Origin of the sequence: Patulibacter americanus DSM 16676, assembly GCF_000420025.1 — a bacterium.
In the GTDB taxonomy this organism is placed as follows: domain Bacteria; phylum Actinomycetota; class Thermoleophilia; order Solirubrobacterales; family Solirubrobacteraceae; genus Patulibacter; species Patulibacter americanus.
Map to the genome: position 1 here is coordinate 385,307 of NZ_ATUD01000003.1, position 15,687 is coordinate 400,993.

A 15,687-nucleotide genomic window follows, 5' to 3' on the forward strand; every position below is an offset into this window, starting at 1 on the left:
GTCCGCGGGACCCCGCTAGGTCGCCGCCGCGATCAGGCTCGCCACGAGCACCAGCGGCAGGGAGACCACGGCCCCGAGGGAGGTCGCCACCGTCAGGGTCTTCAGCGTGCCCTTGGTCGACAGGCCGAGCAGCTTGCTGAACATCCAGAAGAAGTTGCTGTTGACGTGCAGCGCGAACATCGCGCCCGAGGCGATCGCGAGGGCGATGACGACGGGGTCGACGCCGAGCGAGGGGACGATCGGCGAGAGGATGCCCGCAGCGGTGATCGCCCCGACCGACACGGATCCGATCGCGAAGTGCAGCACCGCGGCGATGACCCACGCGAGCAGGATGCTGAGGACCACCGGCGCGTTCGCGTCGGCGGAGAACAGCCCCTCGAGGGTGTCCGTCATGCCGCTCTCGGCGATCACGGCGCCGAGGCTCCCGCCGACGCCCGTGATGAGCAGGATGCTGCCCATGGTGTGGAAGCCGGCGGTGAGGTGCTGGTCGATCCCGCTGACACCCAGCGACGGCCGCACCATGACGTAGGCGATCAGGAGCCCGATGAAGAGCGCGATGTTCGCGTCGCCGAGGAAGGCGATCACCGAGTTCGACGCGCCCGCCACGTCGAGGATCGCCGCGGTGGCGATGAGCACGAGCGGCACCAGGATGGGGAGCAGGCGCACGATCAGCGGCAGCCGCGAGGCGGCCTCGGCGTGCGGCGCGTCCGCCGTGTCGCCGCTCGTGCCGGGTTCCAGGACGACCTCGTCCGTGTCGAGGTCCGTCTCCTCGTTCCAGTAACCGCGGCTCAGCAGCAGCCGGAACAGCGCGGTCGTGACCAGGGCGGTCGCCACGCCGATCGGGAGGCCGTACAGCAGGTAGGTGCCCAGCGGCACCTCCATGAGCCCCGCGATGGTGACGGCCGCGAGGCCCGGCACGACGAAGACGTAGCCGGAGAAGATGCCGACGCCCATGGCCCCCGCGAGCCAGGGCAGGCCGTGACGGCGGTCGACGGACGGGGCCGACTCCCGGGCCATCGGCGCGGCCAGGACGACCTGCACGTCGACGTAGATCGACGGGAAGATGGTGGCCAGCGTGCCGGCCATCGCGTACGGCAGGCGGCGCCCCACCCGTGTGGCGAGGATGCGCACCAGGTCGCTGAAGGTGCCCATGGAGTGCAGCAGCGCGCCGATCAGCACGCCGAAGCCGATGAGCAGGCCGACCTCGGCCATGATCTCGCCGAAGCCCCCGGTGATCTGCTCCACCGTGCCCTCCGCCCCCAGGCCGGTGGCCAACCCGAGGTAGACGCACGCGAGCAGCAGCGCGATGACGGGGTCGACCTTGAGCCTGATGATGAGCAGGATCGCGGCCACGATCGCGATGGCCGAGTGCAGGATTTCCATGGGTCTCCGAGCGGTCCAGGGGGAGCGTCGCTGCACGACCGCTCGGGCGTCCGCGGCTCCGACGGTCGACCGCAGTGCCGCGTGAGCGAACGCTATGGAGCGCCAACATACCTCCCGACCGCGTGCCGGTGGAGCCGACCCCCACCGACCCCGACGACGGGGGCGGGGCCGACGGGAACGGGGTGCCGGCGCGGCCGCCGCGCGGCCCTAGACCCCCAGCAGCCGGCCGATGACGTCCTTCATGATCTCGTCCGTTCCGCCGCCGATCGGGCCGAGTCGCGCGTCGCGCAGGGCCCGTTCGATCCCGTACTCCTTCATGTAACCCGCGCCGCCGTGGAGCTGCAGGCAGCGGTCGGCGATGTCCACCATAGCCCGCTGGGTCAGGAGCTTCGTCATCGCGACCTCCTGCGGGGTCACGACCCCCAGGGCGTGCTTGCGCAGCGCCTCGTAGGTCAGGGCGCGGCAGGCCTCGAGCTCGGTGCCCATCTCGGCCAGCGCCCAGCGGGTCCCTTGGAAGTCCGCGATCCGCCGGCCGAACGCCCGGCGCTCCGCCACGAACGCCATCGTCTGCTCGAGCACGGCCTCCATCCCGGCGACCGCGCCGAGGGCCATCGAGATCCGCTCCCACGCGAAGTTGCTCATGATGAGCTTGAAGGCGCCGTGCAGCTCGCCGAGGAGGTGCTCCTCCGGCACGAAGACGTCCTCGAAGCTCACGAGCGCGGTGTCCGAGGCGTGCCAGCCGAGCTTCTGCAGCGGGCGCGCGGTGATGCCGTCGCCGCGGTCGGCGCCGAGCGCCTCGGGGTCGTCCTCCGCGCCCTCCGGCTGCGGGCCGCGCTCGATCACGAGGAACGAGATCCCTCCGTGCCCGCCGGCCTCCGAGGTCTTCACGGCCGTGACGTAGCGGTGGGCCCGCACCCCGCCCGTGATGTAGCACTTCTCCCCGCTGACGACGAAGCCGCCGGCGACCCGCCGCGCCGTGGTCTGCACACCCGCGACGTCGCTCCCGGTGCCCGGCTCGGTGATCGCGAGGGCCGCGACCTCCTCGCCCGCCAGCACCGGCGGGATCCACCGGCGCTGCTGCTCCGGCGTGCCGAACTTCAGGACGGGCGGGGTGGCGATCGTCATCGGCGCGCCGAGCGCCGCCGCGAACCCGGCCGAGCCCGAGCGCGCCAGCTCCTGCTGGAAGACGGCCTCGTGGACGGGCGTCCCGCCCTGGCCGCCGAGCTCGACGGGGTAGGCGAGACCGAGGAACCCGAGCTCGCCGGCGCGGCGGAAGATCGACGCCGGGGTCCACTCCGCGTCCTCCCACGCCCCCACGTGGGGGACGACCTCCCGCTGCACCCAGCGGCGCGCGGCGGCCCGCAGCTCCTCGTGCTCGGGCGTGAAGAGGTGGCTCCAGCCGTCGCTCTCCAGGCTGGCGGCGGCGCCATGGTCGACGCCGGCGGACGCTGCGGCGCGGGCATCGGTCGCCGTGCCGATCCCGCCCTGCTCCGCGGTACTCACAGGCCGTAGGAGCGGCCGATGACCTCGAGCAGCGTCTCGTCCGTGCCGGCGCCGATGCGGTTCAGACGCAGGTCGCGCCACGCCCGCTCGATGCCGTACTCCTTCATGTAGCCCGCGCCGCCGTGGATCTGCAGGCATTCGTCGGCGACCTCGCAGGCCATCCGGCTCGTGTAGAGCTTGGCCATCGAGATCTCGCGCACCGGGTACTCGCCCTGCATGACGCGCCAGGCGGTGTTGTACGTCATCTGGCGGCCCGCCTCGATCTTCGTCGCCATCTCCGCGAACTTCCAGCGGATGCCCTGGAACTTCCCGATGGAGCGGCCGAACGCCTGGCGGTCGCGGGCGAAGTCGAGGGTGCGCTCCATCAGCCGGTCGGCGGCCGCGACGGCCCCCGCGGCGGCGATCAGCCGCTCGCCCTGGAGCTCCCACATGATGTGGTAGAAGCCCTTGCCCTCCTCGCCCAGCAGGTTCTCCGCGGGCACCCGGACGTCCTGGAACGCCAGGAGCGCCGTGTCCGACGCGTGCATCCCGAGCTTCTCGAGCCGCTTCTCGCGCACGACGCCGGGGGAGTCCATGTCGACGAGCAGCAGGCTGAACCCGCCGTAGCCTGCGTCGGGGTCGGTCTTCACCACGAGCACGATGTAGTCGGCCCGGTGGCCGTTGGTGATGTAGAGCTTCGAGCCGTTGACGACCCACTCGTCGCCGTCCTTCACGGCCGTCGTCTGGATGCCGGCGACGTCGGAGCCCGCCCCCGGCTCCGTGATGCCGAGGCAGGCGATCTTCTCGCCCTTCAGCGCGGGCACGAGGTACCGCAGCTTCTGCTCGTGCGTGCCGAGCAGCTTCAGCGGCGGGTTGGCCATGTCGGTGTGGACGGCCACGCCCATCACGAGGCCGCCGGAGTGCGAGCGGGACATCTCCTCCGCGAGCACGATCTGGGTGGCGTAGTCGCCGCCCTGCCCGCCGTACTCCTCGGGGTAGTGCAGCCCGAGGTAGCCCAGCTCGCCCATGCGGCGGAAGACGCTGTCGGGGAACGTCGTCTCCTCCCACTCGTCCGCGTGCGGGGCGAGCTCCTTCTCGACGTACGCGCGGATCGAGGCGCGGAGCTCGTCGTGCTCGTCCGTGAAGATCGGGTGGCGGCCTGACGCCGCATGGTCGGGCTTGAGGACGCTGTCGGTGGCCATGGGCGCAAAGTAGCAGGTGCCACCTCTTACTCGCGAAGTATCGTCCGGTCCCTCGGCCGGAGCTCGCGGTGCTGCATACGATGGGCGTCCGCGGGCGGCGCGGACATCCGGCCGAGACCCGGGAGAGGGCCCGGTGACCCGCCTACGCTCGGTCCATGCCCTCGTTCCGGTCGATCCTCGACGCGCTTCGACCACTGCTCCTGGTCTGGTCCGCCATGCTCCTGGCCGGCCTGGTCTCGGGGGCTGCGGAGGCCGTCGCCGCACCCCTCCCGTCGGACGAGGCGCGGGCGCTCTGCGGCCCGGCCCGCCCCGGCGAGCTCTGCGCGGCCGGGGCCGGTCGGCAGACGCCGGGCGGGGGCGAGAAGGTCAGCCACGCCGGGTGGCCGGCGATCACGGGGATCCTCTGGAAGGTCGAGGCCACCCACGACGCCGCGAAGACGGGTGGCGCCGAGAACGACGAGCTGCTGGGCCACCACGGCTCGGACCGGATCGCGGGCGGCTCGGGGCGCGACGTGCTCTGGGGTGACTGGGACCCGAAGGACAACGGCTCGGGCCAGCGTGACGTCCTCGACGGCGGCGCGGGGGCCGACTGGCTCTACTCGAGCCACGGCCACAACGTCCTCCGCGGCGGCCCCGGGAACGACGTCGTCTGGGCGTACTACGGGCGCGGCACGATCGACTGCGGCCCCGGGTACGACACCCTGCGCGTGCGGCTCGTGAACGACTACCGGTACCGGGGCTGCGAGCGGGTCGTCAACTTCTGCGCGTTCGGGTCCAAGCCCGGCGGCGGCTGCTACCGGCCGGGCGAGAAGCCGCGGGCGCGGGTCCGGCTCACTCCCCGCCGAGCGCGGTGAGCCGCTGGGCGGCGTCGGTCTCGTCGCCGTCCTCGAGCGCCTCGAGCTCGACGGCACGGCGGTAGGCGGCGCGGGCCTCCTCGACCTCGCCGATCGCCTCCGCCGCGCGGCCGTACCAGCACCAGTTCCAGGCGCCCATCGGCGCCAGCTCGGTGTAGTGGCGCAGGTGGCGGTAGGCCTCGGTGTGGTGGCCGAGCTCGAACAGCGTGTAGCCCAGCGCGAAGTGCGCCATCCCGTCGCCGGCCTCGAGGCAGTGGCGCCAGCGCTCGACGGCGTCCTCGCCCTCGACCTCGGTGGCCATGCCGAAGATGGAGCGGTTGATGGAGTCGCGGCCCGCGAAGTGCGAGCGCGCGCCGAGGACGACCTCGCCGGCCGTCGCGTCGGTCAGGCCCAGCAGGGGCGCGTCGAATCGCGGACCGTCGGGATCCCAGATCGCCGCGACCTCGTCGTCGTCCTCGTCGAAGGTCGGGAACTCCTCGACCACGAACCCCACGACCCGGCCCTCCGGCTCGTCGAGCAGGTAGGCGAACGTCGCGCTCAGCGGCCGCCACCGGTCCTCGGGCTGGTCCTCGGTCACGCGGCCGAACTCGACGGCGCGCAGCCAGTCGAAGTCGATGTCGTGGTTGAGGTAGAGCCGGGGACGAACGCTCACCCCTACAGGGTTGCGCACGCACCGGAGCGACCCCGTCGGTTCGGGGTGCGCGGGCGTTCGGCGGGTCGTGGGCGAGCGCGATCCGACCCGCCGACGTGGGGTTCGGGGCCGACCCGATGGCCGCCGACGCGGGGCCCGGGCCGACCGGCGGGTCGACGGCGCGCCTGTGTGGGGCAGCGTCGGTGCGTCTGCGAGAGTCGGCGGGTCACCACCCGCCCCCACGGAGGACCCATGACCCCGGACGCCCAGGCCGACCTGCTGCTGCGCGCGATCGCCACGACCGCGCGCGAGGACGGCGCCGAGCTCGACCGCCTCGACGCCGTCACGGGCGACGGCGACTTCGGGTCCACGCTGGCCCGCGGAGCCCGGGCGCTGCTCGCGGACCCGCCGGCGGGCGACGTCGCGGCCGTCCTGCGCGCGGCGTCCGAGCGTATGGCCGCGGCGATGGGCGGCAGCTCCGGCGCCTTCGTCGGCGTGGGCCTGCTGCGCGCCGCCCGCGCGCTGGAGGACGCCCCGGCGGATGGCCCGCTCGAGGCGACGGTGATCGGCGCCGCCGTGCGCGCGGGCGCCGACGGGATCACGGAGTACGGCGGTGCGCGCCCCGGCGACAAGACGCTGATCGACGCCCTCGACCCGGTCGCCGCGGCGCTCGAGGCGGGGGAACCCGGCCGCGCCGTCGACGCGGCGCGGGAGGGCGCGGAGGCGACGGGGGAGATGGCCGCCCGCGTCGGCCGCTCGTCGTACGCGGGGGAGCGCTCGAAGGGCGCCCCCGATGCCGGCGCCACCGCCGTCGCCGCGATCGTGCGTCGGCTCGCCGCGGGCGAGCTGCCCACGTGGGAGGACCTGCGCGAGCGCGCCCCGGAGGCCGCGGCGGAGGACGACGAGGAGACCCCGCAGCACGGGTTCGTCAACGACCCCGACCACCTCGTCGACGAGGCGCTCGACGGCCTGGTCGCCGCCCACCCCGACCTGCTTCGCCGGCTCGAGGACCACCCGGTCGCCCTGCGCGCCGGCGGTCTCGCCACGGGCCGCGTGGCGCTCGTCTCGGGCGGCGGCGCGGGCCACGAGCCGCTGCACGCGAGCTTCGTGGGGGAGGGCATGCTCGACGCCGCCTGCCCCGGCGCGATCTTCACGTCTCCCTCGTCCGCGCAGATCGCCGCGGCGGCCCGCGCCGTTGGGAGCGACGCCGGGGTGCTGTTCGTCGTCAAGCGCTACACGGGCGACCTCATGAACTTCCGCCTCGCCGCGGAGCTGCTGCAGGCCGACGGGGTCGAGACGCAGACCGTCGTGGTGGCCGACGACGTGGCGATCGACGCCGACGCCGCCACGGGCCGGCGCGGCACGGGGGCGACCGTCGCGGTCGAGCGGATCGCGGGCGCCGCGGCCGCGCGGGGCGACGCGCTGGAGGCGGTGCGGCAGATCGGCGAGCGCGTCGCCGCGGCCGGACGATCCTTCGGGGTCGCGCTGCACGGGGATCAGATGGAGCTCGGTGTCGGCATCCACGGCGAGCCGGGACGCCCGCGCGAGCCCGTGGTCCCCGCCGACGAGCTGGCCGTGCGCCTGCTCGAGCCGCTGGTGGCCGAGCTGGCCCCGGACCCGTCCGCCCCGCTGCTCCTGCAGCTCAGCGGCCTTGGCGGGACGCCGCCGCTCGAGCTTCACGTGCTCTTCCGCGGCCTCGTCGCGGCCCTGGAGCGCGAGCACGGCCTGACGCCGGCGCGCGTCCTGGTCGGCGACCTCGTCACGTCGCTGACGCAGCCCGGCGCGATCGCGACGCTCGTCACGCTGGACGACGAGACCCTGGCGCTCTGGGACGCGCCGCTGCGCACGCCGGCGCTGCGCTGGGGGTAGGGCGGCGCGGCGGAGGGCCGGCGCCCGGCTCGGGGTGAGCGGCGCGGCGAGGACCGCCCGCCCGCCCGCCCGCGCGCCGTCCGGCGAGTCGTTCCCGTTCCGGACGACCCGGGTACGGGACCGGCGAGGTCCACGATGAAGGGAGTCCCGATGCCGAAGATGGGCAAGAACGGCCAGCCGAAGGAGAGCGAGCTGCCGCGGCCGGTGCAGAACTCCTCCGCGAAGGCGCAGCGCACCTTCGCGAAGGCGCACGACAGCGCCGAGGACGAGTACGGCGACGCCGAGCGCGCCAACCGCGTCGCGTACTCCGCCCTGAAGCACACGCACGAGAAGGTCGGCGGCGAGTGGGTCGCCAAGGACGAGCCGGGTCCGTCCGACGAGCGCGCGAAGGACCCCGACGCCCGGAACAAGGAGGGCGGCGAGGGCACGCACGGCGGCGTCGACGCGATCGGGAACACCAAGGAGGAGCTGTACGAGCGGGCCAAGGAGCTCGACGTCCACGGCCGGTCCGACATGACGAAGGACGAGCTGGCCGACGCCATCGCGAAGAAGCAGTAGTCCGTCCGCCCGGCTGTCCTCGACGCCCGTGGCCGTGGCGCGCGCGGCCCGGCCACGCGGCGGGCCTAGCCGAGGAGCACGCGCTCGACCGCCACGTAGCGGGCCCCGGTGGGCTCGAGCAGCGAGCGGTAGAGCGTGACCGCCTCGCCGTCGAACCGCAGCGCCGGGGTGGCGGCGGGCGCCGAGCGCTGCCGTCCGGCCTCCGGGCGCAGCCGGCCCAGCGTGAGGTGCGGGCGGAACGCGCGGTCCTCGCGCCACCCGACCGCCGCGTCCAGCGCCGAGGCCACGTCGGCCTGCAAGGCCCGCAGGTCGCCCCGGTCGTCGTGCACCTCGACGGTCAGCACCCGAGGTCGGCGGGGCGGCAGCCACAGCGGGGCGCCGACGCCGAGGTCCGCCGCGGCGCCCGTCGTGGCCGCGGCGACGACGGCGGCCGCGATCGGATCGACCTCGCTCGGCGGGCGCTCCCCGAGGAACGCCAGCGTCACGTGCAGATGCTCCTCCGGGACCGGCCGGACGCCGGGCAACGCGCCACGCTGCTCGCGGACCCAGCCCGCGAGCTCGTGGCGGACGTGGGCGGGCGGGTCCAGCGCGACGAACAGCCGAAGACCGGCCGGTCCGCGGCGGGCGGGGCGCGTGCCGCCACCCCGCTGGCGCCCGCGGCCCACGCCGGCGCCTAGAGGCGGTCGACGGCGATCGTGGGGCGGTAGCGCTTCGTCCCGGCGCAGATGAAGTCGAAGCTGCCCGTGACGGCGGCGTAGCAGCCGAACCGCTTGCCGGCCCGGCGCAGGTAGCGCGTGCCGCGCGGCGTGGAGCGCGGGTCGACCTTCGCGAAGTACGCGCGGAAGAGCCCGCGGGCGTTCGCGCAGCCGAAGGAGCCGTACGTCACGTGCACGGAGAGCCGCTCGCCGCGGGCCTGGATCGTGCCGCAGTCCTTCGTGGCGGCGCCGGCCGTCGGCACCCCGGCCCCGAGGGCGAGGGTGGCGATGGCGAGGGCTCCGGCGGCGGTGTGGCGGGGGCGCATGGCGGCAGGGTAGCTCGCGGGCGGCCGCCCGCGGTGCCTCCGGACTCAGACCTCGAGGTGCGCCTGGAGGAACGCCAGCGTGCGCGTCCAGGCGTCCTGCGCCGACGGGGCGTGGTAGCTCGACCGAGCGTCGCAGTGGAACCCGTGGCCGGCCTCGGCGTAGCGCACGACCTCGGTCGGGACCGGCGCGCGGGCGGCCGCCTCGCGCAGCTCCTCGACCTGCTCCACGGGGATGCCCGTGTCCTGGTCGCCGTAGAGCCCGAGCCACGGGGTCTGCAGGGTGGGCGCGAGCTCGCGGAGCGCCGGTTCGCCGAAGCGTCCCTCCGTGATGCCGCCGCCGTAGAACGAGACGGACGCCCCGAGCGCGTAGCGGGTGCCGGCGAGCAGCGAGACGGTGCCGCCCATGCAGAAGCCGACCGTGGCGATGTGGTGGTCCTTGACCTGCACGCGGCGCAGGTGCTCCATCGTCTGCTCGAGGTCGTCCTCGAGCCCGCGGCTCGTCATCGCGGCCATGTGCGGGCGCGCCTGCGCGATGTCCTCGTAGCCGAGGCGCGGGGACTCCGAGCGGTGGAACAGCGCCGGGGCGACGGCGAGGTAGCCGGCGTCGGCGAACCGGCGCGCGACGTCCTCGATGTGGTCGTTGACGCCGAACGCCTCCTGCAGCACGACGACCGCCGCGCGCGGGGTGTCGTCGGGCCGGACCTCGTAGAGCGGCATCGGCCCGTCCGTGGTCGGCAGGTCGACGGTGCGGATCTCGCCCATGGGGGCCTAGGCCACGAGGTCGAGGAAGGCCCCGCCGCGCACCATCTCCATGCGCACGACCAGCCGGGCGGCGCCGTCGGCGTCCGCGGGCAGGTGCGCGTCGAGCAGGGCGTTGACGAGCGTGGAGCGGCGCACGGACGCGACGCGGCCCGTGGCGCCGGCGACGACGTCGTCGAGCTCGGCGCGGAGCGGCTCGGGCAGGCGCGCGTTGCGCTCCTCCCACGGGCGGTCCAGCGTCTCGAGCTTCCGGCGGCGGTAGCCGCCGATGGCGCGCGCGGCGGCCTCGCCGTCCGCGGGCAGGTGGAAGTGCAGGATCGCCGTGACCAGCGCGGCGAACGTCACCCGCGGCCCGGTGGCGGCGACGAGCGCGTCCGCGCGGCTCGAGAGCTCGCGGTCCAGGATCAGCGCGGTCTGCTTCGGGCGACCGAGCAGACGGTCGGGGGCGAGCGCGGCGTGGGCCAGGCCCTGCGCCCAGGCGGGGACGTCCGAGGCGTCGGAGTGTCCGGCGGTGGCGACGTCCGTGGTCCCCGGTGCCGGGGCGGGCTCCGTCGCCGCGGTCGCCTCGGGGGCGGCGTCGGTCGCGGCGGGGGTCGGCTCGGCGGCCGCGGGGGCCGGGGCCGGGTCGGTTGCGGCCTCCGAGACCGGGGCCGGGGCGTCGAGGGGCGCGGTCGCGGCCGGCGCGGGCGCGACGGCGGAGGCCGGCTCCGGGGCGACCGTCGGGGCGGACGTCAGGCGGGCGGCGCGGGGCGCGGCCTCGTCGGCGGGCGCGACGTCGGCCGGGGCCGGGACGACGGAGAGGTCCAGGGGGCTGCGGAGCCCGCTGGGGGACAGCTTCAGGCGGGCCATCAGGCCACCTCCACCAGGGTCGGGTCGGACGGGTCGGGCACGGCGGTGCCGCGCGCGGCGGTGATCGGGCCGGCGGGATCGGGCACGGCCACGACCGTGGGATCGATCTCGGCGGCGAGCTCGCGGAACGCCTGGGCGGCGCGGCCGTCGGGGTTGCGCAGCACGAGGGGGATGCCCTCCGTCGTCGCGTCGTGGAACCCGGAGCGCATCGGGATCTGCGCGCTCAGCAGCGGCGCGTCGAGCGCGGGCAGCGCGTCGTTCAGCGTCTGGAACGTGTTCCGGCGCGCGTCGACGTTGTTGCGCAAGATCCCGAGCGTGCGGACGTCGACCCGGCGCCGGCGCAGCGTCTCGAGCGTCGAGAGCAGCGTGGCCGCGCCCTTGTAGGCGTTGCGGTCGATCATCGACACCGGCACGAGCACCTCGTCGGCGGCGACGAACGCGTTCACCGTCAGGAGACCCAGGTTCGGCGGGCAGTCGAGGATCACGAAGTCGTACTCCTGCATCGTCTCGCTGAGTGCCTCGGCGAGGAACTCCTCGCGGCGCACCTGCGAGACGAGGGTCAGCTCGACGTCGGCCATGCGGCCGTCGCCTGCGAGCAGGTCCACCCGGGGGGCGGCGTCGACGACGCGCGCGTCGGCGGCCTCGGCCTCGCCGAGGAACACGTCGGCGATGGTGTGCGGCGCGTCCTCGGGGCTGAGCCCGAGCATCGCGGTGGTGTCGAACTGCGGGTCCGTGTCCACGACGAGGACGCGGCGTCCGGCCTGACCGAGGGCGACGGCGAGGTTCACGGTCACGGTGCTCTTGCCTGCGCCGCCCTTCTGATTGGCGACGGCGATCACGCGGGTCATGGGCGGGTTCCTCGGGGCTGCGGTTCGGGTGCGCGGTGAAGCGGTCCTGCGGGGGAGGGGACCTGTGATCCCTCCCGCTCTCGCCCCCTGGTTCACCGTCGCGGGCACGACTCCTTCCCGCCGTCCGCAAAGTCGTCCGCCCGACCACCCGCCCGTCCCCGCGGCGCCCCGTCCGGGCGACCGCGCGCACTCCCGACCGGGCGGCCGGCCGGCCGCCCTCTCTCGCGCCCGTCCCCGCCGCCGGCCGATCGCCGCACCGCGCCACCGACCCCGCGCCGCCCCGCGCGGGGGACCCCCCGGTCGGCCAAGCGCTCGCCCGCCCGCACGGCCGCCGGAGCGACCGGCCGCCCGGACCCGCGGCCGGCCGCCCGCACGTGCCTCCGCCCGGTCGCGCGCGCTGTCGGCCGTCCACAGGGCCGCTCGGCCGACCGCCCGGACCCCCGGACGAGCGCTCGACCCGGGGAACGCTCGGCCGGCCGGCCGGTGGGCCCCCCGACCACGCCTGCGGCCGGGCGTCCGCACGGGACCTCGCCCGGCCACGCCCGCGACCGATGCGCCGACCGCGCGGTCCTCCGCCCAGGGGCTCGCCCGCGCCTCCAGTGGACCGTGCGGAAGGCCGCACGGTCGACCGTCGTCCCGCGCACCGGCCCACGCGGGGACGCGCGCCGGGTCGCGGTCCCGGTCGCCTCCGGCCCGCCGCACGGTCGGCCAGTGGCGCCCCCGGCGGGGCGCACCGTCGACCGCGGACTCGACCGGCCCCGCCCGCGCGCACACGGTCGGTCGCGCCGCCGGCCGCTCGACGGGGCGCCCGGCCCTCCGCCCGTTGCCGCCTCCGGTGCACCGCTCGGTCCCCCACTGTTCCGCACACCACTCCGCACGCCGCCCCACACACGGTCGCGACCGTGCGACCATGTCGACCATCATCCGCTCGACCACCACCGCCGACGCAGGTCCGCACTCCACACCGAGCGGCACACCTAGCGGCACACCGAGCGCCGATCCGTGCGCCCCGCCTCGCCCGGCACCGAGCATCCGTACGCCCGCCGACCCTCGCGCGACGCCCGCACGGCGTCCCGTGGGTCGGCGGACGGTCCCCGCCCGCCCCGCGGCGTGGCCCGGGCGGCGGCGTCCATGGGCTCGTCCCGACGGTCGCCGCGGGCTCGCCTCCGCCGGGCGCGCTGCGACCCGCACGCGACCCTCGAAGGACCGCCGAGCGGGGCTTGGTCTCGGACCGGTGCGCCGGCCGGTCGAGCCTCCGGGGACGGGCTCGGACGGGCCCGCCCCGCAGCACTGGAGCCCGCGCGCCGGGCGGCGCCGGTCGGGTGGACGTCGGCGTCCGGGGCCGCGAACTCCCGTCCCGATCGGCCCCGTTCGCGGCGCTCCGGTCGGGGGCATCGGCACGCGGTTCCGGGCCCCTGCGGTCGCTGCCCTGCGGTCCCGCAGCGCCCCGACCGGGTCGGCGTTCTGGAGCGCCGGGTCGTCCGGGTCGGCGCTCGCGTCCCGGGCCGTCAGCGTGGGCGGCCAGGCCCCAGGGCGGTCGTCCGCCCGGCGTACCGGGCCCTTCAGGGCGGTGGGACGGCCCGACAGGTGGACAGAACACCACCCACCACCCCCGACGGGCCAACCACCGCGTAACTTCCCGAAACCAGCGCCATAACGCCTTCTCCATGCACCTCAGGTGCACGGTGGGGTAGTCACCTTCTCCGGTGTTCTGGAAACCACCGGCGGGACGGTCGGCCCCCGGGCGGCCGGGGTCGTCCGAGCGCGACGGCTGCGCCGGGGACCGGCGCGACCGGCGCCTCCCGATGACGCGGGATTCGAGCGAAGTAAGACGTGGAACCTCTCGCAAGTAGGAGGTAGTACCCTCGGCCGTCTCATGGCCTCGCTCCCGCTCGACGGCGTCCGCGTCCTCGACCTCTCCCGCCTCCTTCCCGGACCCTTCGCGAGCCTGCTGCTCGCCGACCTGGGAGCCGACGTCGTGAAGGTCGAGGACACCGGCGCGGGCGACTACGTCCGCATGCAGCCGCCGTACGTCGACGGCGCCGAGGAGTCCGCGAAGTCGGCCGTCTTCGTGGCGCTCAACCGCAACAAGCGCTCGGTCCGTCTCGACCTCAAGCAGGCCGACGGTCGCGAGGCGCTCCTCGCCCTCGCCGACGGGGCCGACGTGCTGCTCGAGTCGTTCCGGCCGGGAGTCCTCGACCGCCTCGGCGTCGGCTTCTCCGTGCTCCACGAGCGCAACCCGCGGCTCGTGCACTGCGCGATCAGCGGCTTCGGGCAGACGGGGCCGCTGAGGGACCGGCCCGGGCACGACATGAACTACCTGGGGCTGAACGGCGTCCTGGCGCTGAACGGCGTGCGCGGCGGCGAGCCGGTCAACGGCGGCGTGCAGGTCGCCGACATCGGCGGGGGCGCACAGATGGCCGTGATCGGCATCCTGGCCGCCCTGCGCCACGCGGAGCGCACGGGGGAGGGGCAGTTCGTCGACGTCTCCATGACCGACGGCGCGCTCTCGTGGACCGCGATGGACGCCGCGGCCGCCCTGCGCGGGCAGCCTCAGCGGCGCGGCGAGACGCTCCTGACCGGCGCGCACCTGTGTTATCGCCCCTACGCCTGCGCCGACGGCTACATCACGATCGGCGCCCTGGAGCCGAAGTTCTGGCGCGCGTTCTGCGAGGGCGTAGGACGCGAGGACCTCATCCCCCGCCAGTTCGACCCGCCCGGCTCGGACGCGCACCGCGAGGTCGAAGCGATCGCCCGGGGGCGCACCCGGAAGGAGTGGGAGGCCTTCGGCGCCGAGCGCGACGCGTGCCTCGAGCCGGTCTGGGAGCTGGAGGAGGCGCTCGCGAGCGACCTGGTCCGCGAGCGCGAGATGGTCGTCGAGCTGCAGCAGCCGGGAGCGACGGAGCCCGTCCGCGCGCTCGGTGTGCCGATCAAGCTCTCGGCGACCCCTGGCGACGTCCACCGCCGGCCGGCGCCGGGCCTCGGCGAGCACACGGAGGAGGTCCTGCGCGAGGCCGGGCTGGACGACGGCCGCATCGCCGCGATGCTCGCCTCGGGCGCGGCTCTTAGGCTGGAGGGATGAACACCGAGGCCCCGGATACGAGCGGGCTCCTGCGGATGGGCGACCTCGCGGAGCAGGCGGGCGTCAGCCCCGCCACCGTCAAGCACTACCTCCGAGAGGGCCTCCTCGAGACGGACCAGGACCGCGCGGACGGCATCGCGATCGTCAGGACCTCGCGGAACATGGCCTACTACCCGCCGGAGTTCGTCGAGCGGATCCGGCTCGTCCGCCGCCTGCAGGAGGAGCGGTTCATGCCGCTGCGCGCGATCCGCGAGGTGCTCGCGGGCGGGCTGGACCGGGCCCGCGAGCTCGTCGGCCGCCGCGACGAGATCATCGAGCGCGCCCTCTCCCGCACGGACGACGCCGAGCTCGTCACCCGCGAGGACCTCGTGGCCCGCACCGGCGTCCCGGCGTCGGCGCTGGACAAGTTCGCGGAGCTGCGCGTGATGGGCGACGGCAGCCGCGGCTACGACCCCGACGAGGTGCGGATCGTGCAGGCGTTCATGCGCTTCCGCGACACGGGCTTCGGCGAGGAGCTGGGCTTCACGGTCTACGACGCCCTGCGCTACGTCGAGGCCCTCGAGCCGCTCGTACGCGAGGAGGCCCAGACGTTCCTGCACCGCATGGTCGACCGCGACGTCGCCCCGGAGCGCGCGGTCGAGCTGATGCTCTCCGCCACGGACCCGCTGCGCGAGCTCGTCGGCGCGGTCCACGGACACGTCCTGCGCCGCGAGCTCGAGCGGGAGCGCGCCCGCCGCCCGGCCGCGTAGCCCCGGGCGCTCCGGCCCGCGACGCTCGGGACGGGGCCCGGCGTGGTTCCCGGGTGGCCCGAGCCGCGCCGGCGTCGTGCGCGCTCCGGCCCGCGAAGCTCGGGACGGGGCCCGGCGTGGTTCCCGGGTGGCCCGAGCCGCGCCAGCGTCGTGCGCGCTCCGGCCCGCGAAGCTCGGGACGGGGCCCGGCGTGGTTCGCGGGTGGCCCGAGCCGCGCCGGCGTCGTGCGCGCTCCGGCCCGCGAAGCTCGGGACGGGGCCCGGCGTGGTTTACCGTCCCGTAGGAGGACGGGGGTATAGTCACTGACTGACCAGTCAGTCAACACCCGGAGCACCGTGCGCGCCGCCGTCGTCCAACTCCTCGCCACCCCTGACGTCGCCGCCGCCCAGGCGGCGGCCGA

General features: G+C 75.4%; 14 protein-coding genes. 5 read left to right on the top strand and 9 right to left on the bottom strand.

The genetic code is table 11. From position 1 onward, the window contains the following. Nucleotides 1–15: 15 nt before the first annotated feature. From F593_RS0108295 to F593_RS0108305, 3 genes are all read right to left on the bottom strand, one after another. Nucleotides 16–1,383 carry a GntP family permease gene (locus F593_RS0108295; RefSeq protein WP_022928295.1) on the bottom strand — a complete coding sequence of 456 codons (1,368 nt, stop codon included), beginning with the start codon at nucleotides 1,381–1,383 and terminating at the stop codon, nucleotides 16–18. Nucleotides 1,384–1,590: 207 nt separating this feature from the next. Continuing rightward, entirely contained in the window at nucleotides 1,591–2,886 is a 1,296-nt protein-coding gene (locus F593_RS0108300; protein ID WP_022928296.1) for an acyl-CoA dehydrogenase family protein, read from the bottom strand. Beyond that, nucleotides 2,883–4,067: an acyl-CoA dehydrogenase family protein gene (locus F593_RS0108305; RefSeq protein ID WP_022928297.1), complete on the bottom strand. Its 1,185-nt coding sequence runs from the start codon at nucleotides 4,065–4,067 to the stop codon at nucleotides 2,883–2,885. The genes F593_RS0108300 and F593_RS0108305 overlap by 4 nt, the downstream gene beginning before the upstream one ends. Nucleotides 4,068–4,222: 155 nt before the next feature. Between F593_RS0108305 and F593_RS27985 the strand changes: the two genes are divergently transcribed. Further along, nucleotides 4,223–4,921 carry a calcium-binding protein gene (locus F593_RS27985; protein ID WP_022928298.1) on the top strand — a complete coding sequence of 233 codons (699 nt, stop codon included), beginning with the start codon at nucleotides 4,223–4,225 and terminating at the stop codon, nucleotides 4,919–4,921. Here the strand turns inward: F593_RS27985 and F593_RS0108315 are convergent. Then, complete coding sequence (locus F593_RS0108315; protein ID WP_022928299.1) at nucleotides 4,899–5,573, bottom strand: hypothetical protein; 675 nt, start codon at nucleotides 5,571–5,573, stop codon at nucleotides 4,899–4,901. The two genes, F593_RS27985 and F593_RS0108315, sit on opposite strands and share 23 nt — an antisense overlap. 231 nt (nucleotides 5,574–5,804) lie before the next feature. Here F593_RS0108315 and F593_RS29220 point away from each other — a divergent pair, with 231 nt between their 5' ends. Beyond that, nucleotides 5,805–7,421: a dihydroxyacetone kinase subunit DhaK gene (locus F593_RS29220; protein ID WP_022928300.1), complete on the top strand. Its 1,617-nt coding sequence runs from the start codon at nucleotides 5,805–5,807 to the stop codon at nucleotides 7,419–7,421. 150 nt (nucleotides 7,422–7,571) lie between these two features. After that, nucleotides 7,572–7,979: a ChaB family protein gene (locus tag F593_RS0108325; protein WP_022928301.1), complete on the top strand. Its 408-nt coding sequence runs from the start codon at nucleotides 7,572–7,574 to the stop codon at nucleotides 7,977–7,979. 65 nt (nucleotides 7,980–8,044) lie between these two features. Here F593_RS0108325 and thpR read toward each other — a convergent pair whose 3' ends face one another. From thpR to F593_RS29825, 5 genes are read right to left on the bottom strand one after another with little or no spacing between them, the layout of a single operon-like run. Then, entirely contained in the window at nucleotides 8,045–8,644 is a 600-nt protein-coding gene (thpR, locus tag F593_RS30315) for an RNA 2',3'-cyclic phosphodiesterase (protein WP_022928302.1), read from the bottom strand. An 8-nt stretch (nucleotides 8,645–8,652) separates the two neighbouring features. Continuing rightward, nucleotides 8,653–9,000, bottom strand: a complete 348-nt coding sequence (locus F593_RS30320; protein WP_022928303.1) for a hypothetical protein — start codon at nucleotides 8,998–9,000, stop codon at nucleotides 8,653–8,655. Between the two features lie 45 nt (nucleotides 9,001–9,045). Further along, on the bottom strand, nucleotides 9,046–9,762 hold the full coding sequence (locus F593_RS0108340) for a dienelactone hydrolase family protein (protein WP_022928304.1): 717 nt from the start codon (nucleotides 9,760–9,762) through the stop codon (nucleotides 9,046–9,048). A gap of 6 nt (nucleotides 9,763–9,768) precedes the next feature. Continuing rightward, the gene (locus F593_RS27995; protein WP_022928305.1) at nucleotides 9,769–10,608 is read right to left on the bottom strand and encodes a hypothetical protein; all 840 of its coding nucleotides are present in this window, start codon (nucleotides 10,606–10,608) and stop codon (nucleotides 9,769–9,771) included. Further along, nucleotides 10,608–11,456: a ParA family protein gene (locus F593_RS29825; protein ID WP_022928306.1), complete on the bottom strand. Its 849-nt coding sequence runs from the start codon at nucleotides 11,454–11,456 to the stop codon at nucleotides 10,608–10,610. The genes F593_RS27995 and F593_RS29825 overlap by 1 nt, the downstream gene beginning before the upstream one ends. Before the next feature lie 1,876 nt (nucleotides 11,457–13,332). Between F593_RS29825 and F593_RS0108360 the strand changes: the two genes are divergently transcribed. Together F593_RS0108360 and F593_RS28000 are read left to right on the top strand one after the other, a co-directional pair. Continuing rightward, entirely contained in the window at nucleotides 13,333–14,538 is a 1,206-nt protein-coding gene (locus tag F593_RS0108360; protein ID WP_022928307.1) for a CaiB/BaiF CoA transferase family protein, read from the top strand. After that, on the top strand, nucleotides 14,535–15,287 hold the full coding sequence (locus F593_RS28000; RefSeq protein ID WP_022928308.1) for a MerR family transcriptional regulator: 753 nt from the start codon (nucleotides 14,535–14,537) through the stop codon (nucleotides 15,285–15,287). Before F593_RS0108360 ends, F593_RS28000 begins: the two co-directional genes overlap by 4 nt. Nucleotides 15,288–15,687: the final 400 nt, after the last annotated feature.